The organism is Bradyrhizobium cosmicum, assembly GCF_007290395.2.
Classification (GTDB): Bacteria; Pseudomonadota; Alphaproteobacteria; order Rhizobiales; family Xanthobacteraceae; genus Bradyrhizobium; species Bradyrhizobium cosmicum.
This window is the reverse complement of sequence record NZ_CP041656.2, coordinates 4,245,796-4,268,455: the sequence shown is the minus strand read 5'-3', so window position 1 is coordinate 4,268,455 and position 22,660 is coordinate 4,245,796. Positions and strand designations below refer to the sequence as shown.

Genomic DNA, 22,660 nt, shown 5'->3' with positions numbered 1-22,660 from the left:
TCAAAGTAGTGGCGAGGTAGAGGTTGCCTCACGTCCCGCAGAACGTCTGTAACACGCGCTGGTCCGGCAGCGGCGGGTCGGCGTAGGCCGCATAGTCCGGCTGGTCCTCGAACGGCTTCGCCAGCACCTTCACCAATTCCTCGAACGGCGCGTAGTCGTCGTCATTCACCGCGGCCTGGATCACGGCCTCGACGCGATGGTTGCGCGGGATGAAGATTGGATTGACGGCGTGCATCGCCGCCTGCCGCTCGGCTGCGCTTTGCGGCTCCTGAGCAGTGCGGACGTGCCAGCGGTTGGCCCATTCATCGAAAGCTGCGGGATCCATGAACTGGGCGCGCGCGTCATCCGCAGCCGGATCGCCTGCGGCGTCACCAAGCTTGCGGAAGGTGAGGGTGAAGTCGGCCTGGTTCTTCGCCATGGCATCGAGCAGGTCCTGAATCAGCGCCTCGTCGCCGTCGCGCTCCGTGAACAGGCCGACCTTCTGGCGCAGGCCCGCCTGATAGGCATTGCTGAACGTCTCGGAGAACGCGCCGAGAATGTCCTGGGCTTCCGCGACGGCCTTCTCCTGCTCGTCCGATAACAGCGGCAGCAGGCATTCGGCGAGGCGCGTTAGATTCCACAGCGCGATGCGCGGCTGGTTGGCGTAGGCGTAGCGGCCCATCTCGTCGATCGAGGAGAACACCTGCGAAGGGTTGTAGGCATCCATGAAGGCACAGGGGCCGTAATCGATGGTCTCGCCCGAGACCGAAGAGTTGTCGGTGTTCATCACGCCATGGATGAAGCCGACCAGCAGCCAGCGCGCGACGAGATTTGCCTGGCGCGCGACGACGCCGGCGAGCAGGGCGTGATAGGGCCGCTCTGCCTTCGACAGCTCAGGGTAATGGCGGGCGATGACGTGATCGGCGAGACGGCGCACCGCTTCGGTGTCGCGGCGTGCGGCGAAGAACTGGAAGGTGCCGACGCGGATGTGGCTCGAGGCGACGCGGGTCAGCACGGCGCCGGGCAGTGCGGTTTCGCGAAACACCTGCTCCCCGGTGACGACGGCGGCAAGCGAGCGCGTGGTCGGAATGCCCAGCGCGAACATCGCCTCGCTGACGATGTACTCGCGCAGCACCGGCCCGAGCGCGGCGCGGCCGTCGCCGCGGCGGGAGAACGGGGTTGGGCCGCTACCCTTGAGCTGGATGTCGCGGCGGACGCCGTCTTGGTCGATGACCTCGCCGAGCAGGATGGCGCGGCCGTCGCCGAGCTGGGGAACGAAATTCCCGAACTGGTGGCCGGCATAGGCCATGGCGATGGGGTCGGCGCCTGACGGAACCGTTTTTCCAGCAAGGATCTCGGCGCCCTCAGGGGTCTCGAGCAGATCCGGATCGAGCCCAAGCTGGACTGCCAGCGGCCGGTTCAGCTTGATCAGCCGGGGCGCTGAGACCGGGGTCGGCGCCACCCGGGCGAAAAAGTTGTCCGGCAGCGCCGCATAGGTGTTCTGGAACGGGAAATGGACGGTCATGGAGGTAAAGATAGGCGGGGAAGGTCGATCGGCAAAGGCTTGAGGCCAAACTTGCCAAAAATGGGCCTTCCGGCCCCAAAACGGCCCGTTCCCTTGGTTGCCGCCCCCGGCCTCGTCGGGTAAACCCTGCCGCAACTTCGGACCGGCCGTTTCAGGCCGTTCGATTCGCTTCCTCAGGCATCATTTTGGGACGACCATGCATCGCTACCGGTCACATACATGCGGCGCGCTCCGCGAGAGCAACATCGGCGAGGCTGTCCGCCTGTCGGGCTGGGTCCATCGCGTTCGCGACCATGGCGGCGTGCTGTTCATCGACCTGCGCGACCATTACGGCCTGACCCAGTGCGTGGTCGATCCGGACTCGCCGGCGTTCTCGCAAGCCGAGAAGCTGCGCTCGGAATTCGTGGTGCGGATGGATGGCAAGGCCCGCCGCCGCCCCGAGGGCACCGACAATGACGATCTGCCGACCGGCAAGATCGAGATCTATGTCAGCGAGATCGAAGTGCTGGGACCTGCCGGCGACCTGCCTCTGCCGGTGTTCGGCGACCAGGAATATCCCGAGGACATCCGCCTGAAGTACCGCTTCCTCGACCTGCGCCGCGAAAAACTGCACCAGAACATCATGACCCGCGTCGACATCATCAAGTCGATGCGCCGGCGGATGGAGGGGCAGGGCTTCTTCGAGTTCAACACGCCGATCCTGACCGCGTCCTCGCCGGAAGGCGCCCGCGACTTCCTGGTGCCCTCGCGCATCCATCCCGGCAAGTTCTACGCGCTGCCGCAGGCGCCGCAGCAGTACAAGCAGTTGCTGATGATGTCGGGCTTCGACCGTTACTTCCAGATCGCGCCGTGCTTCCGCGACGAGGACCCGCGCGCCGACCGTCTGCCGGGCGAGTTCTACCAGCTCGACGTCGAGATGAGCTTTGTGACTCAGGAAGACGTCTTTGCGGCGATGGAGCCCGTCATCACCGGCGTGTTCGAGGAGTTCGCCAAGGGCAAGCCGGTGAGCAAGAACTGGCGCCGCATCCCGTTCGCCGAGGCGCTGCGCAAATATGGCAGCGACAAGCCGGATTTGCGCAATCCCATCGAGATGCAGGACGTCTCCGAGCATTTCCGCGGCTCCGGCTTCAAGGTGTTCGCGCGCATGCTCGAGGACCCCAAGAACCAGGTCTGGGCGATCCCGGCGCCGGGCGGCGGCAGCCGCGCGTTCTGCGACCGCATGAATTCGTGGGCGCAGGGAGAAGGCCAGCCCGGCCTCGGCTACATCATGTGGCGCGAGGGCGGCGAGGGCGCTGGTCCCTTAGCGAACAACATCGGGCCTGAGCGCACCGCGGCGATCCGCGCGCAAATCGGTACCAAGGAAGGCGATGCCGCCTTCTTCGTTGCCGGCGATCCCGACAAGTTCTGGAAGTTCTCTGGTTTGGCCCGCAACAAGGTCGGCGAAGAATTGAACCTCACCGACAAGGAGCGGTTCGAACTCGCCTGGATCGTCGACTTCCCGATGTACGAGTACAACGAGGACGACAAGAAGGTCGACTTCTCGCACAACCCGTTCTCGATGCCGCAGGGCGGTCTCGACGCGCTGAAGGGCCAAGACCCCCTGACCATCAAGGCGTTCCAGTACGACATCACCTGCAACGGCTACGAGATCGCCTCGGGCGGCATCCGCAACCACGTGCCGGAAGCGATGGTGAAGGCGTTCGAGATCGCTGGCTATGGCGAGCAGGAAGTGGTCGAGCGCTTCGGCGGCATGTACCGCGCCTTCCAGTACGGCGCACCGCCGCATGGCGGCATGGCGGCCGGTGTGGACCGCATCGTGATGCTCCTGTGCGGCACCAACAATCTGCGCGAGATCTCGCTGTTCCCGATGAACCAGCAGGCCATGGACCTGCTGATGGGAGCACCGTCGGAGGCCACCACGAAGCAGCTCCGCGAGCTGCATGTGAAGGTGAACCTGCCGCAGAAGTGATGTTGCCTCGCCTCTCCCCGCGTATGGGGAGAGGCCTCGCTCTCCCCATATCGTCATTGCGAGCGCAGCGAAGCAATCCAGAATCTTTCCGCGGAGGGACTCTGGATTGCTTCGCTGCGCTCGCAATGACGGGGATAGAGCTGCGCGTCGGTCCCCTACAGCCCCGTCGATGCCACGATCCTGAACTGTGCCAGCGCGTTCTCCGGAGCGGTCTGGGTGAGCTGCAACAATTGCATCAGCGGCACCTTGGCGCGGGGCGTCAGCTTGATCGTGAGTGTCTGACCTGATGTCTCGACGAAGCCGGCGAGCGCGTCGACCGCCGCTTTGGCATCGAGATTGGCAGCCGTAAGCCTCTCGCCCTGCGACCGGATCATCTCGGCGATGGCGCTGCGGGCGGCGTCGCGGCTGACGTTCTGCATGCGCGAGAACTGCGCCACGACGAGATCGACGACGCCGCTGTCGCGCAAGGAGAGCTCGATCGCGCCGGTCTCGATCTGCGCCGCCTGACCCATCGCCTGCACCGGATCGGCCGTGAACACGCCGCGCGGCACGTTGGCGAGCGCAAGGCGGGCTTGCGCTCTGGCGAGATTGCCGAGATCGATGGTCGCCGGCGCGAGCGCGAATGCGCCCGACGATTCCGTCCAGGCGGCGCCGAGATCGAGGTCGATCGCGAGCTTGTCGACGCCCGCCATGATCAGCGGCCGCTGTGCCGGATAGGCCGGATCGGTCGGCGTCACCATCTTCACGACCAGACTGGCCTTGCTCGGGATAGACCCGACCAGTTCACCCCAGTTCAGGTTGATCGTGTCGATGGTGACGAGCTGCCGCGTATTCTTGAAAGGAGAGACCACGCCCTTGATCTCGGCGCCTTCGAGCACGCGGAACAGGCCCAGCATCCGATCCGGCGAGGGTGCTTGTCCTGGGGCTCCGAGGCTTGCCGCCCAGCGCATCAGATTCGCCGCGCTGAAGGACTTCAGCGCAAAGCGCTCCATCTTGAGCTGCCCCTGCGGCATCGGCATATCGAGCCCTTCGAACGCAATCATGTCCTGATCGTATTTGACGGCGTTGAGCTTTCCCGTTCCTTGCGGCGTCTCGACGGTTTGTCTGCCGATTTCAGCCTTGCCGATCTGAAAGCCCTCGAAGAAGTCGGCCATCTTCCCGATCATGTCGCGGGACTGCGCCGGCGTCGGAGTTGAACCATCAGCCGGCATCATCGCCATGATCTCGGCCGGACGGAATTTCGAGGGCCGGATCGCAATGTCGTCGATGGCGAAGTTGTCGATCTGCACACGCACGCCCGGTGCCATCGTCACCACGTATGAATTGGCTGAGATCCGTCGGTAGACCCTGTGGAAACGGTCGTCGCTCGAGCCTTGCGGATCGAGCGCGGCCGTCACTGCGCTTGCGTCGAAATCATGGACAGCCAAACCGGACAGCTCGCCGGTCATTTTTGCAGGCTTGCCCGGCTGGCTCACGTCGAGCGAATAGGTGACGCGGTCGGTCTTCGCCGTTTCGATCTTGCCTCGATTGGCGTTCTGGATCGCCAGACCCGAATAGACGAACTCTCCGCTGCCGGCGTTGCCCGTGCCCGCATCGATGCTGACGGCGATGGTCGGCGCCATGATCGAGGACGCCGAGGCAGTGGCGTATTGCGCGAGCATGAAGTGGTACATGTCGATCATCGAGCCGGACAGCGGAACGTTGGCTGCGCGGATCGGACCGGAAACGTCGCGAGCGGTAATCTCGGGGATCTTGTAGTTCGCTTTCAGCTTCGCCCGCTCGGTGTACGTGAAGGCGAGCTCGACCCCTGACACGTCAATGCCGTCGGCCGAGAAACGGGCCTCGTCTGGCTGGCGTACCCCGACGGCCGTGATCTTTGCGATCTTGACGTTGACGAGCTCCGGCCCGGCGGACTCGACATTGATGTTCTCGATCGTCAGCGTGCGGCTCATCGCGTCGAACGCGATCTTGCCGTGGCTGGCCTTGCCGCCGCTGGCGCGCATCTGCTCGAACGCCGCCTCGACCTCGGCGACGGCGCGATGATTCGCATAGAGGTTGAAGCCGAACCATCCGCCCGCGGCAAGCACGGCCGCCACGATCAGGCCAATCAGGATTCGCTTCATTCCCAGCTCCAGTTGCTGTTTTGCACTGCGCAACCTGCCATATTCGCGAAACGCCGTGCGGTCCAGGTAAAGCTATAGCTATCAAATATTTGACTATGTGCCTTGTTGACGGGAGCGCAATCGGATGTTGCCACCGGGGCGCCCGGCGTGCTTCATCCCGTTTCCATGACCCGGAAATACCGCCTCACGGCGGAGCGGTCATGACAACCTAGTTTGAGGCCGGTAACGCGAGGCGAGACACCGCATGTCGTCTTATTCCGATGATCTCCACCAGGCAGCGCTGGCCTATCACCGTCTGCCGCGCCCCGGAAAGCTCGAGATCCAGGCGACCAAGCCGCTCGCCAACCAGCGCGACCTCGCGCTTGCCTATTCTCCGGGCGTCGCTGCGGCCTGTACCGAGATCGCCAAGAACCCCGCAGAGGCCGCCTCGCTGACGGCCCGCTCCAACCTGGTCGCCGTTGTATCGAACGGTACCGCGGTGCTCGGCCTCGGCAATATCGGCCCGCTGGCGTCCAAGCCGGTGATGGAGGGCAAGGCCGTCCTGTTCAAGAAGTTCGCCGGCATCGACGTGTTCGACATCGAGATCGCCGCCGACACCATCGAGCGCGTGGTCGAGACCGTGGCCGCGCTGGAGCCGACCTTCGGCGGCATCAATCTGGAAGACATCCGCGGACCGGAGTGCTTCGAGATCGAGGCGCAGCTGAAGGCGCGCATGAAGATCCCGGTCTTCCATGACGACCAGCACGGTACCGCGATCATCGTCGCCGCCGCCGTCACCAACGCCCTGCGGCTGAACGGCAAGAAGCTGTCCGACGTCAAGATCGTGGCGTCGGGGGCAGGGGCCGCCGCCATCGCGACGCTGAACCTGCTGGTCTCGATGGGCGCGCAGCGCAAGAACATCTGGGTCTGCGACATCGACGGCCTCGTGCATGAAGGCCGCAACACCACGATGGACCGCTGGAAGGCGGTCTATGCGCAGAAGACCGACAAGCGCACGCTCGGCGACGTCATCGGCGGCGCCGACATCTTCATCGGGCTCTCGGCACCCGGCGTGCTCAAGCCGGAGATGGCCAAGGCGATGGGCGACAAACCCTTGATCATGGCGCTCGCCAACCCGACCCCGGAGATCATGCCGGAGGAGGCGCGGAAAGCGCGCCCCGACGCCATGATCTGCACCGGCCGCTCCGATTATCCGAACCAGGTCAACAACGTTCTCTGCTTTCCCTTCATCTTCCGCGGCGCGCTCGACGTCGGCGCCACCGCGATCAACGAGGAGATGAAGCTCGCGGCCGTCGAGGCCATCGCGCAGCTCGCGCGCGAGGCGCCGTCCGACGCGGTGGCGCAGGGCTTTGACAGCGGCGAGACCCAAGGCTTCGGCCCCGGCTCGCTGATTCCGAGCCCGTTCGACCCGCGGCTGATCCTGCGCATCTCGCCGGCTGTGGCGAAGGCCGCGATGGAGTCCGGCGTCGCGACGCGGCAGATCACCAATTTCGACGAATACACCGCGCTGCTCGAGCGCTTCGCCTTCCGCTCCGGCCTCGTCATGAAGCCGATGTTCGCGAAGGCCAAGACCCAGCCGGTACGTGTGATCTACGCCGAAGGCGAGGACGAGCGCGTGCTGCGCGCCACCCAGGTCGTGCTGGAGGAGAATCTGGCGCGGCCGATTCTGGTCGGCCGTCCGTCCGTGGTGGAGGCGCGTATCAAGCGCTTCGGCTTGTTGATCAAGGCGGGCAAGGATTTCGACCTCGTCAATCCCGAGGACGATCCGCGCTATCGCTCCTACGTCCAGTCTTACGTCGAGGTTGCCGGCCGCCGCGGCGTGACACCGGACGCGGCACGCACGGTGGTGCGCACCAACAACACGGTGATTGCGGCGCTTGCGGTGATGCGCGGGGAGGCGGATGCCATGCTCTGCGGCGTCGAGGGCCGCTACATGCATCATCTGCGTCATGTTCGCGAAATCGTCGGCTTCCAGGCTGGCGTCAGCGACTATGCCGCGCTGGCGCTGCTGATCACCAGCAAGGGCGCCTTCTTCATCGCCGACACCCAGGTCCGCCCCAATCCGTCCGCGGAAGAACTCGCCGAGATCGCCTCGCTCGCGGCGGTCCACGTCCAGCGTTTCGCGCTTAAGCCCAGGATCGCGTTCGTCTCGCATTCGGATTTCGGCAGCTACGACACCGATTCCTCGCGCAAGATGCGCCGTGCGACCCAACTGTTGAAGGAGAAGCATCCCGAGATAGAGGCCGACGGCGAGATGCAGGGCGACACCGCGCTCTCGGCCGCGGCACGCAAGATGGTATTGCCGCACTCCAAGCTCGAGGGTGAGGCCAACATCATGATCATGCCGACGCTGGACACTGCCAACGTCGCCTACCAGATGATCAAGTCGCTGGCCGACGCGCTGCCGGTCGGCCCCATCCTGATCGGTCCGGCGCGTCCGGCGCACATCCTGACACCCTCGGTGACCGCGCGGGGCATCCTCAACATGACGGCCGTTGCGGTCGTCGAAGCCCAGGAGCGCGCGGCGCGCCAGCAGCCGACGTTGTTTACCTGAGGTGCGCGTTCTGCATCTCTCGGAGGCGAGGTCGTTTCGTAAGCTCGTCATGCCCGGGCGTGTCCCGGGCATCCACGTTCTTTGTGAGGCGAGGTAAGTCGTGGATGGCCGGGTCAAGCCCGGCCATGACGCCGAGAGAGCTGTGTCGCTGTTCGTGGTTCGATTCCGCCAGGGAGCGCCAAATCGCCACCAACTTTGAATTACGCGAAGTTCACCATTTCCCCGTTTGTAAACCGGCGCGCGACTCATCATAATCTCCGCGCGTTCCCTGCTTAGCGCTTTGCCAAGAGGCCGATCATGCCAGCGTTCGTGACTTTCGGGCGAATCCTGTTCGCCGTGCTGTTCATCTACACGGGCGCGACCAAGCTCTTTGCCATCCAGGCGACCGCCGATTTCATCGCCACCAAGGTCGTGGTGCCTGACATCGTTGCGCCTTACGCCCAGCAGATCGAGACGGCGACCGCCATGAACACGCCGCAACTGCTGGCGATCGCGGTCGGCGGGCTCGAGATCATCGCGGGGCTGATGATCGCGCTGAACTTCGGCGCGCGATTCTTCGCGTTGCTGATGATCGTTTACGTCGCGGTCGCAACCGTGCTGTTCTCCGATTTCTGGAACCAGACGCCTCCCGACAATGCCAAGGTGCTGGTCGACGCGCTCAAGAACCTCTCGATCATCGGTGCGCTGTTCATGATCATGGGGTTCGGCCGCGCCACGCGCTCGGCCGAGACGGCCTACGGCGACGTCTAGCTGATCGGCTAGCTGTTGACGCCGCAGCTCGCGCGAAGCAGGGCGGCCTTGGCCTCGTAGGATTTCGCCAGCGTCACGAGCTGCTCGATCAGCTCGTCTTCCGCGGCGGCGGTCGCGAGCTGTCGGCAATGCCTGGCCTGACCCAGCAGGCGGGCGGTTTCCTCGCGAGGATGGTCGGGAACGAGGATGTGGGACATTTGGCCAGCCTTTCGCAACTGAAGTCCCGGCACCCTCGATCCTAGGCGAAGCCGCACGGCACGCATTGATGCGGCTCAATCGCGGTCGTTCGGCACGGCAATTTTGGCGCGTGCGAGGCGCAGTGCGGCCGCGTGATCGCGGCGTGAACCCTCATTCACAGATTATGGCGTCGAGGTCACAGCGGCTCCATAAAATGCAGACCGCTGTGAACAGCCTACGCCTGTCCGCTTGTGGAACCGCGCCGGTGCAGAATATCACAGTCATTCGGTTGCCTGGGGGCAACCTGCGCGAGGCGATTGGGGCTGCATTTGATTCATTCGAAGCGACGGACGGCGCGTGCGCTGGCAGTTCTGGGGGCGGCGCAGGTTGTCGCCTCTGCTGTAACGGCGGCGCATGCAGCCGACTTGCCGGTGAAGGCGCGGCCGATCGCTACGCCCGTGGCGAACTGGACCCAATTCTATGTCGGCGGTGGCCTCGGCTTCGACTTTGCGACGGGCCGCTCAAGGCTGACGCAGGCCGGTGGCGGCCCTGACCTGTTCAATCTCGACGGCTTGCAGGGCGCCGATCTCGGTCTGTCGGCTTTCGCCGGCTTCGATGTCCAGGTCGCGCCGCGCGTCGTGGTCGGCGGCTTCGTCGATTACGACTGGTCGCGTCAGCGCACGACGGCTAGTGCGTCGAGTCCCTTCCTCTTCGGGCAGAGCCTGAGTGCTGCGCTGCCGTCGCTGGATCAGGGCTGGACCATCGGCGGCCGGGCCGGATTTCTGGTGACACCCGATATCCTGCTTTATGGCCTTGCCGGCTACAGCGAGATGCGGATCAACAACTGGAACCTGAACTACGTAATTTTCGGGGGCCCCTCGTTCACGGTGCAGGAACCCGCGCTGACCTCGCACGGCTATACCGTGGGCGCCGGTGCGGAATATCGCCTTGCCAGCAACGTCTCGCTGCGCGGTGAATACCGCTACGTCGCGCTTGGCCAGCAGACGACGGTCGATCCGCTCGGCGCGGTCTGGACCACCGACCTGTCCCAGCATGTGGTCAGGATCGGCGCGGCCTATCGCTTCGGCCAGTTCAGCGGGCCTGCGTCCGCTTCAGCGGCGCCCGCGCTGAAGCCGACCTGGACAGGCGTCTATGTCGGCGCGGGCATCGGCGGCGATGTCATCACGCCCCATGTCGCTGGCTCGTTCGGTGGCGTGCTTGATGTCAATGCGTCCGGTCTCGGTGGCGCCGATGTCGGCGGCACCTTCACGATCGGCTACGATCGCCTGATCGCGCCGAAATGGGTCGTCGGCGCATTCGGGCTGCTTGATGCCGGGACCAACGGCGGCGCCAGAGTCAACGCGTCTGGAGCAGGTGTCGAGATTTCGTCGGATCTGGCCGCTGTGAAGTGGGGATGGACCGTTGGCGGACGCGTCGGTTATCTCGTGGCGCCGGAGACGATGGTCTATCTGCTCGGTGGCTACAGCGGAACGACTGCGCAGTCGATCTCGTATAATTTCATCGGACTTCGCGGCACCGCGCCGACGCGGGAATATCACGGCGCGACCTTCGGCGGCGGCTTCGAGCGCTTCTTCACCGACAGCATCTCCGCGCGCGCCGAATACCGCGTCACCCATCTCGGGACGCGAGACGATCTGGCGTCCGATTTCATGACCAGCCTGAGCGCCGGCGGCACGGTGCACACGTTGCGCGGCGTGCTGGCCTATCACCTTCCGGCGCCGTAGCACCAATCGGCCGCGTTATCCGGACTTCGTTGCGTTCAGTCCGCCGCGCGCGGGGGCGCGATCTCGCGCATCCAGCGGGAAATCGTCGCGCCGTTCGCTCCACCCGTGCCGCGATGCACGCCCAGCAACGCCGCCTCGCGCGCCGCGCGGGGCGTGATGCCATAGGCTGCCTTGAAGGAGCGCGTGAAATGCGCGTCGGTGCCGAGCTGCCAGCGCCGCGCCACCTCGCTGATCCTCAGGCTGCGTGCGTCCGAATTGGCGAGGTCGAAGAAGGCGCGGTGCAGCCTGCGGCTGCGGATGTAGTCGGCGATGCCGCCGACGGGCGCGAACAGCCGGTACAGCGAGGCGCGGGACAGGCCGAAATGGGCAGCGATCGAAATGGCTGACAGCTCGTCGCTGCCGAGGCCGGCCTCGATGTATTGACGGATCCGCATCACGGACGGGCTGGCGGCAGCCGAATGGTCGTCGTCAACCTCGATGCGCTCGAGCTCGTTGCGCAGGCAGGCGGCAAGCAGCGAGACCGTGCCCTCGACCACCGACTGGCATTCGTTGAGGGTCATGCGCGGCGCAAATTCGAGCAGGGCGGTGAGATGTCCCGCAAGGAGCTTGGCGATCACGCCACTGCCCGGCAGGACGAGGCCATGCAGGTCGTCCACCCGCAACAAATGGGTGCCGAACATCGGACGCGGCACGACCAGTGTGACGTTCTCGAATGCCGTCGCTCGGGTCTCGAGCGTCTGGGCAAGGTCGAACAGGCAGATGTCGCCGGCGCGTACCCGGACCGGCCGGTCGCCCGCGATACCGTCATAGCCGCCCTTCAGATAGAGCTGGAGGATGAGGTGGTCGACGCCGCTGCGCGCAATCGTTTCCGGCGTTCGGCGGAAGCGCTGGCCACTCGCCCGGCTCAGACCGATCAGAACAGGTCCCATGGCAAAGGAACTGATGTCGGCGCGGAACGGGCCCGTTTCGCCGGCCGCGAGCTCGTCGACGTCGAACAGGGTTGCGACCGCCTCCCGCCAGGCCGCCACATTCGCGCTTGTCTCCATTTGATCGGCGGCGAAGCCGAATGTCGGCAGCAGGGATGAGACCGGGGCAGCATCGCCCATCAGTCCGGAGGCTTGGTTCGGACCTGTCGTGGTGCGGTCGTCGGTCATGGTGGCTTGGTCGTGTCTCGATCGTCGTGAATGACTGGGGCAAGGGCGGCGATGCCCTGCCGGGAGGGTAAGGTCTCCGGGCCCGCGGGAAGGGGCACGGCGGGCCCGCGCCCGGGGGTATAGGGAGATCGGAGGAGAAGGGAAAGTCGTTCGTTTGTAGACGAATATTGCCGGTATCGCGGGACGCGCCGCGCCCGGTCGGCGTCCCCGCCACGTCCCGGGCCCTCGGACTTTTGCTCTTTTGTCTCAGTCTATTGATGCGGCGTTTCCAGGCCGGCCGCTCGTATTGACGCTGCGTCATGGACGCTCGAATAGCGGCCCCAAGGAACCGGAGACCGAACGGGAGACCGGGCGGGAGAGCGGGCCTACGACGGCATGATGCCGAAGGCGGGGTTAAGGCTGGAATGGTGTTGCGTGTTGATCTCGGGTCGGTCTTCGGAGGCCGGTTCGCCCAAGGGTTTGTGGCCGCATCGACACGGTCGTTGACCGCCTCGCTCGCCACCTCGGCTCTGGTGACGGCGGCACTCGTCGGGACCGGGGCTCCTGCGGACGCGATCGATGCGACCTGGCTCACGGCTCCCGGCTCGGGCATCTACGCGACGGGATCGAACTGGAGCGGCGGCAGCGTTCCGGACGGCACCGCGTCGTTCGGAGCCTCCACCATTACGAACCTGAGCATCCTAACCATCCAATCGGTCGGCGGATGGACCTTCAACGCCGACGCAGGAAACTACGTCGTCACCGTCGACGGTGAGACGTCGTTGCGATTCCTCGGAGCCGGCATCGTCGTCAATAGCGGCAGCGTCGTCCTCGACATCAACGTCAGCGGTGTCAGGTTCGGAAACGACAGCACCGCCGGCCCCGCGACGATCAACGTCAATGGCGGGATGCTCTCCTTCACCCAGAACGCGACGGCAGGAAGCGCCACGATCAACAGCGACGGTGAGATCAGTTTCAGGAACAACAGCACGGCCGGCAACGCCACGATCGTCAACTCCGGCTCGGGCATCATCTATTTCGAGGACATGAGCAGCGGCGGTACGGCGCGCTTTGTCAACAACGCCGAGATCGACGTGTCGGACCGCACGGTACCCAGCATCACGATGGGCTCGATCGAAGGCTCGGGCACCATCTATCTCGGCTCGACCAACCTGGAGGTCGGCGGCAACAATCTCTCGACCACCTATGCCGGCGTGTTGCGCGATGGCGGCAGCGGCGAGGGTGACGGCGGCTCGCTGACCAAGGTCGGGACGGGCACGCTCGTTCTGACCGGTGCGAGCACCTATACCGGCGCGACCCTCGTTGCCGGCGGCGTGCTGGACGTCGAGGGATCGTTGAACGGGACGTCCGCCGTGACGGTGCAGACCGGCACCGTGCTGATGGGCGCGGGCAGGATCGGAACGTCGACGGTGTCGATCGACAGCGGCGGCACGCTGGCGCCCGGCAATGGCAGCGCCGGAACGGTGCTGACGATCGCAGGCAGTCTCGCCTTCGCGTCCGGCGCGTTCTACCTGGTGCAGGTGAACCCGTCGGTGGCGGCGTCCACGACAGTCACGGGAATGGCAGACCTCGGCGGCGCCACCGTGCAGGCCGTGTTCGCTCCCGGCAGCTATGTCGCGAAGACGTATACGATCCTCAGTGCGGCCGGCGGGGTCTCCGGGACGTTTGCATCCAGCATCGTCAACACGGGGCTGCCGTCGAACGTCCACAACTCGCTGAGCTATGATTCCAACAACGTCTATCTCAACCTCGCGCTCGATTTCGGAATTGCACCGAACCTCAACATCAACCAGCGCAACGTCGGCAACGGGCTGACGAACTCGTTCAACCGGAATGGCGGCATTCCGGGCGTCTACGCTGCATTGTCCGCCGGCGGATTGACGCTGGCCTCCGGCGAGCTTGCGACGCGCGTGCAGCAGACGACGTTCGAAGCGATGGGCCAGTTCGTCGGCCTGCTCGCCGCGTCCGGCGTCGTCGGCGCGCCAGACTGCGCCGCGCCCGAGCCGCGCCGCAAACCGCGGCCGTGCCCTGCGCCCGCGCGCTGGAACGTGTGGGCGTCCGGCTTCGGCGGGGCACAGGACAGCAATGGACATGCCGGGCTCGGATCGCACGATGCGACGAGCCGTGTGTTTGGGACCGCCGTCGGGGCCGATTACCGGCTCTCGGCAAATACGCTAGCCGGCTTTGCGCTGGCCGGCGGCGGGACCAATTTCAGCGTGACCGGCCTCGGCAGCGGGCGCTCCGACCTGTTCCAGGCCGGCGCCTATCTGCGGCACGTCGATGGGCCAGCCTATCTCTCCACGGCGCTGGCCTATGGCTGGCAGGCCGTCACCACCGATCGCATCGTGACCATTGCCGGCGCGGATCGCCTGCGCGCCGGGTTCAACGCAAACGCGTGGTCGGGCCGTGTCGAGGGCGGCTATCGTTTCGCTCCGCCATGGATGAATACCGGCATCACGCCTTACGCAGCGGGACAGTTCACCACCATCGCCTTGCCGGCCTATGCGGAGTCCGTGCTGTCGGGCAGCGGCGCGTTCGCGCTGTCGTATGATGCGAAAAGCGTGACGGATCCTCGCACCGAGCTCGGCATCCGCACCGACCGGGTTCTTGGCCTGAGTGACGGCGGTCTCACGCTGCGCGGACGGCTGGCGTGGGGGCACGATTTCAATCCGAACCGGACGATCGCCGCGACCTTCAGGGCGCTGCCTGACGCGAGCTTCGTCGTCAAAGGGGCCGCGCAGGCCCCGGACTCCGCGCTTCTGACGGCCGCGATCGAACGGACGTGGAAAACCGGCTGGTCGGCCCTGGCGGCTTTCGAGGGCGAGCTCTCGAATGTGACGCGCTCCTACACGGGGAAGGGCGTCGTTCGTTATGCGTGGTAATCCTGCGCGCTAGTACCGGGCAATATAGTACCGGTACTGTGCATGGGGTTGTTTTGATCGTCTTAGCGGGAGCCTCGCGCCGGCCGCCACGGCGTGACGGTCACGTCGTGGACGGCGTCGAGCACATAGGGCGCGCCCGGGTTCATCCCATGCGAGGCCAGCACCTCGTGTGGCGTTCGTTCCGGCACGCCGACGAAGCAGCCGTCGCCGCCGGGCAGCCGCACGCGCGGAGCTTCCGACAGCCAGAACGTGTCGTAGCGGTCCATGAACATGTCGAACACGACGGGGCCGCCGATGATCGCGACCGTTCCGGACGCGACGTCGGCGAAGGCGCAGGCCTGCTCGAAGCTCGCATGGTCCGGATTCCACAGCGTCGCGTTCGGCATTTCAGGATCGACGGTGAGCGCCTTGATCTTGCGGGTCAGGATCAGCCGCTTGCGCTTTGGTGAGTTCGGCTGCTGCTCGTGCGAGTGCCGGCCGTGCACGATCAGCGCGGCGCGATCGAGCGCCTGCTCGAAGAAGCGCTTGTCGCCTTCGAACTTCAGGCTGTCGGGCATGACGTGACCGGCGTCGGCGAGCATGCCGTCCGCGGAGACGATGACGTAGCCTTCGATGCGGAAGGGCAACGGCGCGACTATTCGGAGACCGTCGTCACGACACTGTTGACCGGCCTGCTGCTGACCGTCGGCAGCTTGATGTCCTTGAGCAGCTCCTGGTCGTACTCCGGCAGCGACGACGCCGGGAATTTGGCGCGCATCGCCACCACCTTGTAGCCGCCGGCCTTCAGGCGCTTGAGCAGCTCGGGCAGGGCTTCGGCGGTGTGCTTCTGGAAGTCGTGCATCAGGATGATGCCTTTGCCCTTGGTGTCGAGCTTCTTCATCACGGTCTCGACCACCTTCTCGGGCTTGGACGCCTTGAAGTCGAAGGAGTCGATGTCGCAGGAGAAGATCGCCGTGTTGCGGTTGCCGAGATAGGTGACCATCTCCGGCGGATGCTGGAGCGCCGGGAAGCGGAAGAACGGCGAGGGCGAAATGCCGCCGAGCGCCCACTTCACCGCGGACAGGCCCTTCTCGATCTCGTCCTTGCGCTGCGCTTCTGTGAGCTTCTTGTTGTTGAGGTTGGCGTGCGACCAGGTGTGGGTGCCCACGGTATGGCCGGCCGCGTAGACCTGCTTCAGGATCTCCGGCTCGTAGGTGGCATGCTTGCCGATCGAGAAGAAGATGCCGGTGGTGCATTCGTCGGCGAGCGCCTTCAGCACGGCCGGCGTGTTACGCGGCCAGGGGCCGTCGTCGAAGGTCAGCACCACCTCCTTGTCGCGCAGGAAGTCGAGCTCCTTGAAATGCTCGAAGCCGAAGCCCGGACCGCCGGTGGTGTCGATCTCGACAGTGCGGGCGACACCGAGCGCTCCCGGCGTATTGCAGGCCGCGCGCGCCGGCTGGGGCGCCTGTTTCGGCGGGGGCGGGAAGGCCGACTGTGCTGGCGCGGCGGCGACCGCTGCAGGGGCGGGTGCTGTCGCGGGTGCAGCCGGTGCCGCTTGTGTAGCGGCGGGCTTCGCGGCCGGGGTCTGCGACCACGCTGCGCCCGTCAGCGCCACGGAAATCGCACTCGCCAAAATCAGTCCTGCCGCCACACGCATGGTGTTGTCCTCGAGATTGATCCCGTTGTTCTGCCGCGGCTTTTCGCCTGCGGCAAAACCATCCTGCCCCTTATGTGATCCTAGCCTAGATGGTGGGCCCTCGCCATTGCAACGGCTGTTTGGCGCTTCGCCCCAATTGTGCCCAACCGGATTGGGCGGAGCACGTCAACTGTCGGCGAGCGCCCTGGCGATCGCGGTCTTGACGCGCGTGTCCGCCGGTTCGACCGCGGAAGGAAACACCTCGGCGATATAGCCGTCCCGGCCGATTAGGTATTTGTGGAAGTTCCAGCGCGGAACGTCGCGGGGCCGTGCCTCGGCGGCCCATTTGTAGAACGGATGGGCCTTCGCACCGACCACCACGGCCTTGGCCGCAATCGGGAAGGTAACGCCGTATTGGTGGTGCGCGGTCTCCGTGATCTCGCTGGTGCCGCCGGGCTCCTGTCCGCCGAAATCGTTGGATGGCACGCCGATCACGGTCAGCCCGCGCTCGCGAAACTGGCTCCAGATTTCCTGCAGGCCGGCATATTGCGGGGTGTAGCCACAGAGCGATGCGGTGTTGACCACGAGCAGCGGTTTGCCGGTGAAAGCGGCAAGGCGGATGTCATCGCCCGACAAAGCCGGGAAGGAGAAGGCGTAGGCCGGGATCCGGCTCATGCCGCCGTCGGCCAGCGCACGCGTCGCGGATGCAGACGTCGCCAGAAGCCCGGTGAGCATCGTCCTGCGGTTCATCATGACGGCGTCCCCCGAAATGATCCAGGATGTACCTTACTCCGCCGCCGCGGCCCGCCTGCTCAACACCGCGTTATCGGCTGCCGGTGAGGCGACATTAGTACAGGCGGACGATGAAGTCGGTGCCTTCGCCGGTCTCGCCCTGGTTGATGCCCTGGTCGGAGATGATGATCGAGCCGCCCGTGGTCAGCATCTCGTTGACCTTCGCCATGGCGTCGGCCGGGACCGAGACTCGATCGAGTGCCTCGGCCGGGCTGTCCGGCGTCACCACGGGCTTGGCGGCAACGGGGATCACGGCGGCGCCGCCCTTGCGGCGTGTGATGCGGCCGTCGTCTTCGCGCGCGGCGGCGCGGACGGAGACCGGCAGCGACACCACCGACCAATGCAGCGCATTGGTGTCGGTCTTGTCCACTTCGGCGGTGAAGACATGCGTGCCGAGCGGCCGGTCGCTCGCGGCAATCGTGACGGGCACCTCGAACAGCGGCGCGAAATTCTGCCGCACGTAAAGCTTGGAATCCTTGCGGCTGATGAAGACGGCGATCTGGCCGGCACGCCTGGGCGCTTCCGGCTTTGCGGCAGGCACGGGATCGGCGACGCGCGTCTCGTCCTTCTTCACATCGGACGAAGGCACCGCAGCCGTTACGGCAGGGTCGGGCTTCTTCGCGGTGTCGGCCGGTTCGGTCTTGGACGCCTCGACCTTGTCGGCCGGCTTGTCACCGGGGGGCGTCGAGGCCTTGAGAGATTCCTTGGGCGCTTCCGCAGCCTCGATGGGCTTTGCGTCTTCGGACGGCTTGGATGCCTCCGCGCTCCTGGTGTCGGACACCGCCGGCGCTTCGGCCTTGTCGGCCGGTGCGGCAGCTTGCTCGCGCGCCGCCGCGTTGCCGGTGGTCGCATCCGACATCACGGTGTGGCCGACCGACGAGCGCAGTTCGAGCACGCTGTCCGCGCTTGCGGTCTTCGTCTCGACCGGCTTGGCTTCAGCGGTCCTGGTCTGTGCCGCGCCCTTGTCGGCCTTGTCGCCGACGTTGGTCTGCGGATCGAGGCTGGCTGCGGGTTGTGGCGCCACGCGCACCGAAGCGAGCAGGGGATGCGAGAAGTTCTGCGGCGACATCTGGCCGGGCGTGACGATCACGCGCGCGCCCATCCTGGTCCAGTTCCACATCTTCACGGCGAACGCCATCGGCATGCGGATACAGCCATGCGAGGCCGGATAGCCCGGCAGCACGCCTGCATGCATCGCGACGCCGGACCAGGTGATCCGCTGCATGTACGGCATCGGCGCGCCGCTATAGATGTTGGAATGGTGGAATTTGTGCTTCTGAATGATGCTGAACACACCCATCGGCGTCGAATGGCCCTTCATGCCTGTCGACACCGGAGATTCCGCGAACACGCCGTTGGAATCGTAGACGGTCACCTTCTGCCGCTCGATCGAGACGACGACGACGAGCGGGCCCTGCGGCTTGGCGCCGACTTCCTTCTCGGCGACGACATCCTTCTTGCCCGCCGCGCCACGCTTCTGCGGCTTCTGGCGCGGGATGTCGGGATGCCGATCCTGCCGGGAGGCGTAAGACCCGTCGGAATAATCCGTCCAGTAATAAAATGCAGCGTCTGCCTGGCTTGCCGTACCGATCGCACCTGCCGCCGTCAGAATGGCGACCTGCCACAGCCGCGCTGGCTTGGCAGCAAAACGGGACACGTTCACGCTATTCATTCCTCGAATCCACAATCCAAATCAGTGATTAGTCTCGCAGAGGGGATACGCGTTCACCAGCAGAGCGGTTCTGCCATCAGCGACATTTGTCCTAGCCGTAGCAAAAAAGCCTCACGGAGCGGTAAACGGCGGCCGCGCCCGGCGGCCCGCCGTCTTCCTGTCCGGCTGTCGCATCCCTACATTGCGGGGACTCGTTACCGGAGAACTTCATGTCATTTCGTTTCCCCGATCTTTCCGGCATCCGCTTGAAAGGCCTCGCTTTATTCCTCCTGGCCATGGCCGCGCCGGTGGCTTCGGCATCGGCCGCCGACGAGCCGGATCTGATCTTCCGCCGCTCGACTGTGTTCAAATGGATGAGCCCGAACGACAAGCTTGCGACCTATGGCCTTGACGATCCCGAGGTCGAGGGCGTCGCCTGCCATTTCACGGTTCCGGAGAAGGGCGGCTTCAAGGGCTGGCTCGGCCTTGCCGAGGAGGTCTCGGACATCTCGCTCGCCTGCCGTCAGACCGGGCCGATCAAGTTCAAGAACAAGATGGAGCAGGGCGACGACATGTTCCGCCAGCGCCGTTCGCTGTTCTTCAAGAAGATGCAGATCGTGCGCGGCTGCGACGCCAAGCGCAACGTGCTGGTCTACATGGTCTATTCGGACCGGCTGATCGAGGGCTCGCCGAAGAACTCGACCTCGACCGTGCCGATCATGCCGTGGGGACCGGCTGACGCCAACGTCCAGAAGTGCGCCGAGTTCTTCACTCAGTAGCGACGATGCGGCTGGCCCGCGATCTCGCGAGATGCGAGCCGGTCAGCCGCACGAAGGCCTGCGGCGTGGCCTCAAAGCCGCGGCTTGATTGCAACGCCATCGCGCCGGGCGATATGGCGCCTTGACCGGCGCGGTCCGTCCATTGGTCCGCTTCGCGCGCCGCTGCGCGATCTTGCGCCATCATGATGGCCATTCCTCACGTGAACGTGCCCGGTGATCCGGGCTTCTGGTTTCGATGGCTTGGGTCGCAGCCGAAGCGCTCGCGGTTCGAAAGGATCCAGCCCTCGTTTGGATTCCTCTTCAGCAGAAAAACGTAAAATGCATGTGAAGCGTGGAAGGCGCGCACATGACGGCACACCGTGCGCGGCAGGTTCCAGGCTCGACCGGAGCCTGCCAAGGAAATTAGGCCGCGAGGCGGCCTATCTGAAAACATTGGGATTTTCCGCCGAATGTTTCGTCGCTCCGGAGGCGGCGAAACAATTCGCGCAAAGATGAAACCATTTTCCGCTTTTGGCGCATCACGGGCGAAACGACCCATGGTTATCAGCTTCGTAACGACGACGGCGCACTGCCGGCCTAGAAATTGAGAGAAAAGACAATGCGCGCGCTCAGCTTCATCCTCGCCTTTGGTTTCGTGCTCGCCGGTTCCTCGTTTGCGGGCGCGCCGGATGGCGGTCTGCCCGGTGTCGGCACTTTTCAGTACAGCGGCTCGCCGGTCACGACCGTATCGTCGCAACCGATCGTGGTCGCCGCGCGTTTCTGATCGCCGCCAAGAAGAAGCAGCCGATAAAGGCCATCATGATTGTTCGTTTTTGTGCCGCAGCCTTCGTATCCGTTCTGACGATCAGTGCCGCGCAGGCGCAAGTGCGCACGCCCTCACGGCTACCAGATCCGCGCATCGAATTCGTGCGTCAGTGTGCACCGCGCATGATTGGGCGCTGGGAGCATCCGGAGGAGGTCTGTGGCTGCCTGCATGATCACGCCGCCGCGGCCGTCGAGGACCGTGATCTGCGAGAGGCGCTGCTGCGCGGCATCAGCGAGACCGGTGTGCCGACCATCGAAACCGATTGGGTGCCGGCGTCCAAGCAAAGTGAGATCGGCCCGACCTTCACGAAGATCGCCAAGCCGACTCTTCAGTGCATGTTCGATCCGGCGAAGTCGTAGGCCTCACTTCGACTTCGGACCGTACCGCGGCACGCAGGTGCTGGTTCGCGCCACGCCCTTCTCTGTCATCTTGGCGCCGCGCACTTCCTTGACCTGTCCGGCCGGACAGGTTCCGTCATCCACCAGCACACGCTGACCGAGCTTGAGATCGGCGATGTCCTCCGCGCGCCCGACCGTGGCTGCATGCGCCGTCGAGGCCAGCACGCTGGAGATCAGGAGCGAGAAGAAGGCTGTACGGCGGAGTGACATGACGAGAGCTCCCGGAAGCGATGCTTCAATGTAGGGAGCGGCCGGCGATTCTGACAGCAAAGCTTCGTCACGCCCGCCGGGCCGATTTGTTCTTGGCGCCCAAGGCGAGGCGCGATTCTTGCGCGAGCCGCTTCGCTGACGCCACCAGCTTTGGAACCGCGTGCCCCGAAAATCCCAGCACGAATCCGGGCAGGGGGCGCGCCCGCGAATAGGTGTCCGCCAGTAGCCAGCCCTCCGCGCCGGCCGCCTGCTTCGCCTGTGCGGCGACCGCAAGATCGACCGAGGGATCGAACCGGGCGACCAGGTGCAACCCTTGCGACGGCATCGGCACCGACAGTGCCCCATCGGACGCCGCTTCCAGCGTCTCTGCCAACGCATCGCGTGCTTCGCGATAGAGTTTTCGCACGCGTTTGAGGTTCGCGGCGAACGCGCCGGAATTGAGCATGTCGGCGACTGCGCCTTCCATCAACGTGCCGGGAAAGCGGTCGAGCGCGGCGCGCGTAGCCGTCACGTCGGCGATCAGGCGTTCGGGCAGGGCGCAATAGCCGATGCGCAGGCCCGGAAACAGCGTCTTGGCGAATGTGCCCATGTAGATCACCCGCCGGAGGTGATCGATACCGGCCAGCGACATCAGCGGCGCGCCGTCATATCGGAACTCGCTGTCGTAATCGTCCTCCAGCACGAAGGCGCCAGCCTGCCTTGCCCAGTCGAGCAGCTCGAGCCGCCGCGGCATCGACATCTGTACGCCCAGGGGAAACTGGTGCGACGGTGTCACATAGGCCGCGCGCGCCGCCGGCGCCGCACTGCGGCCCTTGGCAACGCGTATGCCGTGCTCGTCCAAGGGAACGGGCACGGCGCGATAGCCGCAATGCGCGATGGTATTTCGCGCGGCAGGGTAGCCGGGGTCCTCGCACCAGACCTGATCGCCAGCCTTCAGGATCGCGCTCAGCACGATGCGCAGCGCGTGCAGCGTACCTGACGTCAGCATGATCTGATCGGGATCGCAGCGCAGGCCGCGTGCCGACAACAGATGATCGGCGATCGCCGCGCGCAGCTCGCGGCTGCCGCGGGGATCGCCATAGTGCAGATGCTCGGACCCGAACGCGCGCATGCGCCTGCCGACGAAGGCGCGAAAACGCTGCACGGCGCGCTCGTCGATATGGGTGCAGCCGAGCGAGAACGCGCCTTGTCGTGGCGCCTCGATCACGACCTTTGGTTTCTTCGGCTCGACTGCGCGAGCCGGAATGCGCGCGGCGACGAACGTGCCGGAGCCGACGGTGGCGTCGGCAAAGCCGTCGGCGATCAGCCGCTCATAGGCGGTGACGATGGCGTTACGGCGAAAGCCCGTCTGCTTCGCCAATGTCCTTGACGGTGGCAGCGGCTCGCCGGGCTTCACGAGGCCGGCGACGATCATCTCGCACAGCGCCTGATACAGCCGGTGTGCTGCGGAGGCGCCGGCCGTGATGTGCGGACCGGTGAGGTCGAGCGGCAATTCGGCCTTGGCGGGCGCAGAGGAATTGGTCGGAATATTTTGCATGGAATTGGCACTATC

Annotated in this window: 19 protein-coding genes; 8 read left to right on the top strand and 11 right to left on the bottom strand. The window is 65.2% G+C overall.

Features of this window, described 5'->3' with window-relative positions; translation table 11 throughout:
• Nucleotides 1-28: 28 nt before the first annotated feature.
• Complete coding sequence (locus FNV92_RS20585; RefSeq protein ID WP_143844799.1) at nt 29-1,504, bottom strand: protein adenylyltransferase SelO; 1,476 nt, start codon at nt 1,502-1,504, stop codon at nt 29-31.
• Nucleotides 1,505-1,700: 196 nt separating this feature from the next.
• On the opposite strand from FNV92_RS20585, the gene aspS reads away from it, so the two are divergent.
• Nucleotides 1,701-3,473, top strand: coding sequence for an aspartate--tRNA ligase (gene aspS, locus FNV92_RS20580; RefSeq protein ID WP_143844800.1), 1,773 nt, complete (start codon nt 1,701-1,703; stop codon nt 3,471-3,473).
• A gap of 155 nt (nt 3,474-3,628) precedes the next feature.
• On the opposite strand, the gene FNV92_RS20575 is transcribed toward aspS, so the two are convergent.
• Nucleotides 3,629-5,596 carry a hypothetical protein gene (locus FNV92_RS20575; protein WP_143844801.1) on the bottom strand — a complete coding sequence of 656 codons (1,968 nt, stop codon included), beginning with the start codon at nt 5,594-5,596 and terminating at the stop codon, nt 3,629-3,631.
• Between the two features lie 244 nt (nt 5,597-5,840).
• Between FNV92_RS20575 and FNV92_RS20570 the strand changes: the two genes are divergently transcribed.
• Nucleotides 5,841-8,150: an NADP-dependent malic enzyme gene (locus FNV92_RS20570; RefSeq protein WP_015686598.1), complete on the top strand. Its 2,310-nt coding sequence runs from the start codon at nt 5,841-5,843 to the stop codon at nt 8,148-8,150.
• 297 nt (nt 8,151-8,447) lie between these two features.
• Nucleotides 8,448-8,900 carry a DoxX family protein gene (locus FNV92_RS20565; protein WP_143844802.1) on the top strand — a complete coding sequence of 151 codons (453 nt, stop codon included), beginning with the start codon at nt 8,448-8,450 and terminating at the stop codon, nt 8,898-8,900.
• 8 nt (nt 8,901-8,908) lie between these two features.
• On the opposite strand, the gene FNV92_RS20560 is transcribed toward FNV92_RS20565, so the two are convergent.
• Nucleotides 8,909-9,097 carry a hypothetical protein gene (locus tag FNV92_RS20560; protein ID WP_143844803.1) on the bottom strand — a complete coding sequence of 63 codons (189 nt, stop codon included), beginning with the start codon at nt 9,095-9,097 and terminating at the stop codon, nt 8,909-8,911.
• Nucleotides 9,098-9,406: 309 nt separating this feature from the next.
• Here FNV92_RS20560 and FNV92_RS20555 point away from each other — a divergent pair, with 309 nt between their 5' ends.
• Entirely contained in the window at nt 9,407-10,822 is a 1,416-nt protein-coding gene (locus tag FNV92_RS20555; protein WP_244623662.1) for an outer membrane protein, read from the top strand.
• A gap of 35 nt (nt 10,823-10,857) precedes the next feature.
• Here FNV92_RS20555 and FNV92_RS20550 read toward each other — a convergent pair whose 3' ends face one another.
• On the bottom strand, nt 10,858-11,976 hold the full coding sequence (locus tag FNV92_RS20550; RefSeq protein ID WP_143844804.1) for a helix-turn-helix domain-containing protein: 1,119 nt from the start codon (nt 11,974-11,976) through the stop codon (nt 10,858-10,860).
• A 482-nt stretch (nt 11,977-12,458) separates the two neighbouring features.
• On the opposite strand from FNV92_RS20550, the gene FNV92_RS20545 reads away from it, so the two are divergent.
• Nucleotides 12,459-14,858 carry an autotransporter domain-containing protein gene (locus FNV92_RS20545; RefSeq protein WP_143844805.1) on the top strand — a complete coding sequence of 800 codons (2,400 nt, stop codon included), beginning with the start codon at nt 12,459-12,461 and terminating at the stop codon, nt 14,856-14,858.
• Nucleotides 14,859-14,920: 62 nt separating this feature from the next.
• Here the strand turns inward: FNV92_RS20545 and FNV92_RS20540 are convergent, their stop codons facing one another.
• From FNV92_RS20540 to FNV92_RS20525, 4 genes are all read right to left on the bottom strand, one after another.
• Nucleotides 14,921-15,484 carry a dihydrofolate reductase gene (locus FNV92_RS20540; RefSeq protein WP_168213626.1) on the bottom strand — a complete coding sequence of 188 codons (564 nt, stop codon included), beginning with the start codon at nt 15,482-15,484 and terminating at the stop codon, nt 14,921-14,923.
• Nucleotides 15,485-15,492: 8 nt separating this feature from the next.
• Complete coding sequence (locus FNV92_RS20535; RefSeq protein WP_015686591.1) at nt 15,493-16,494, bottom strand: polysaccharide deacetylase family protein; 1,002 nt, start codon at nt 16,492-16,494, stop codon at nt 15,493-15,495.
• 165 nt (nt 16,495-16,659) lie between these two features.
• A complete protein-coding gene (locus tag FNV92_RS20530) occupies nt 16,660-17,226 on the bottom strand; it encodes a glutathione peroxidase (RefSeq protein ID WP_143844806.1) in 567 nt (188 codons plus the stop codon).
• Nucleotides 17,227-17,320: 94 nt separating this feature from the next.
• Nucleotides 17,321-18,937: a L,D-transpeptidase family protein gene (locus FNV92_RS20525; protein WP_143844807.1), complete on the bottom strand. Its 1,617-nt coding sequence runs from the start codon at nt 18,935-18,937 to the stop codon at nt 17,321-17,323.
• Between the two features lie 209 nt (nt 18,938-19,146).
• On the opposite strand from FNV92_RS20525, the gene FNV92_RS20520 reads away from it, so the two are divergent.
• Complete coding sequence (locus tag FNV92_RS20520) at nt 19,147-19,695, top strand: CreA family protein (RefSeq protein WP_015686588.1); 549 nt, start codon at nt 19,147-19,149, stop codon at nt 19,693-19,695.
• Here FNV92_RS20520 and FNV92_RS20515 read toward each other — a convergent pair.
• Nucleotides 19,685-19,888, bottom strand: a complete 204-nt coding sequence (locus FNV92_RS20515; RefSeq protein ID WP_334266062.1) for a hypothetical protein — start codon at nt 19,886-19,888, stop codon at nt 19,685-19,687. The two genes, FNV92_RS20520 and FNV92_RS20515, sit on opposite strands and share 11 nt — an antisense overlap.
• Nucleotides 19,889-20,293: 405 nt before the next feature.
• Here FNV92_RS20515 and FNV92_RS20510 point away from each other — a divergent pair, with 405 nt between their 5' ends.
• Both FNV92_RS20510 and FNV92_RS20505 read left to right on the top strand, forming a co-directional pair.
• The gene (locus FNV92_RS20510; RefSeq protein ID WP_015686587.1) at nt 20,294-20,458 is read left to right on the top strand and encodes a hypothetical protein; all 165 of its coding nucleotides are present in this window, start codon (nt 20,294-20,296) and stop codon (nt 20,456-20,458) included.
• A 35-nt stretch (nt 20,459-20,493) separates the two neighbouring features.
• On the top strand, nt 20,494-20,859 hold the full coding sequence (locus tag FNV92_RS20505) for a hypothetical protein (RefSeq protein ID WP_015686586.1): 366 nt from the start codon (nt 20,494-20,496) through the stop codon (nt 20,857-20,859).
• A gap of 3 nt (nt 20,860-20,862) precedes the next feature.
• Here FNV92_RS20505 and FNV92_RS20500 read toward each other — a convergent pair whose 3' ends face one another.
• On the bottom strand, nt 20,863-21,108 hold the full coding sequence (locus FNV92_RS20500) for a DUF6719 family protein (RefSeq protein WP_143844808.1): 246 nt from the start codon (nt 21,106-21,108) through the stop codon (nt 20,863-20,865).
• Nucleotides 21,109-21,175: 67 nt separating this feature from the next.
• Nucleotides 21,176-22,645, bottom strand: coding sequence for a MocR-like pyridoxine biosynthesis transcription factor PdxR (gene pdxR, locus FNV92_RS20495; RefSeq protein ID WP_143844809.1), 1,470 nt, complete (start codon nt 22,643-22,645; stop codon nt 21,176-21,178).
• Nucleotides 22,646-22,660: the final 15 nt, after the last annotated feature.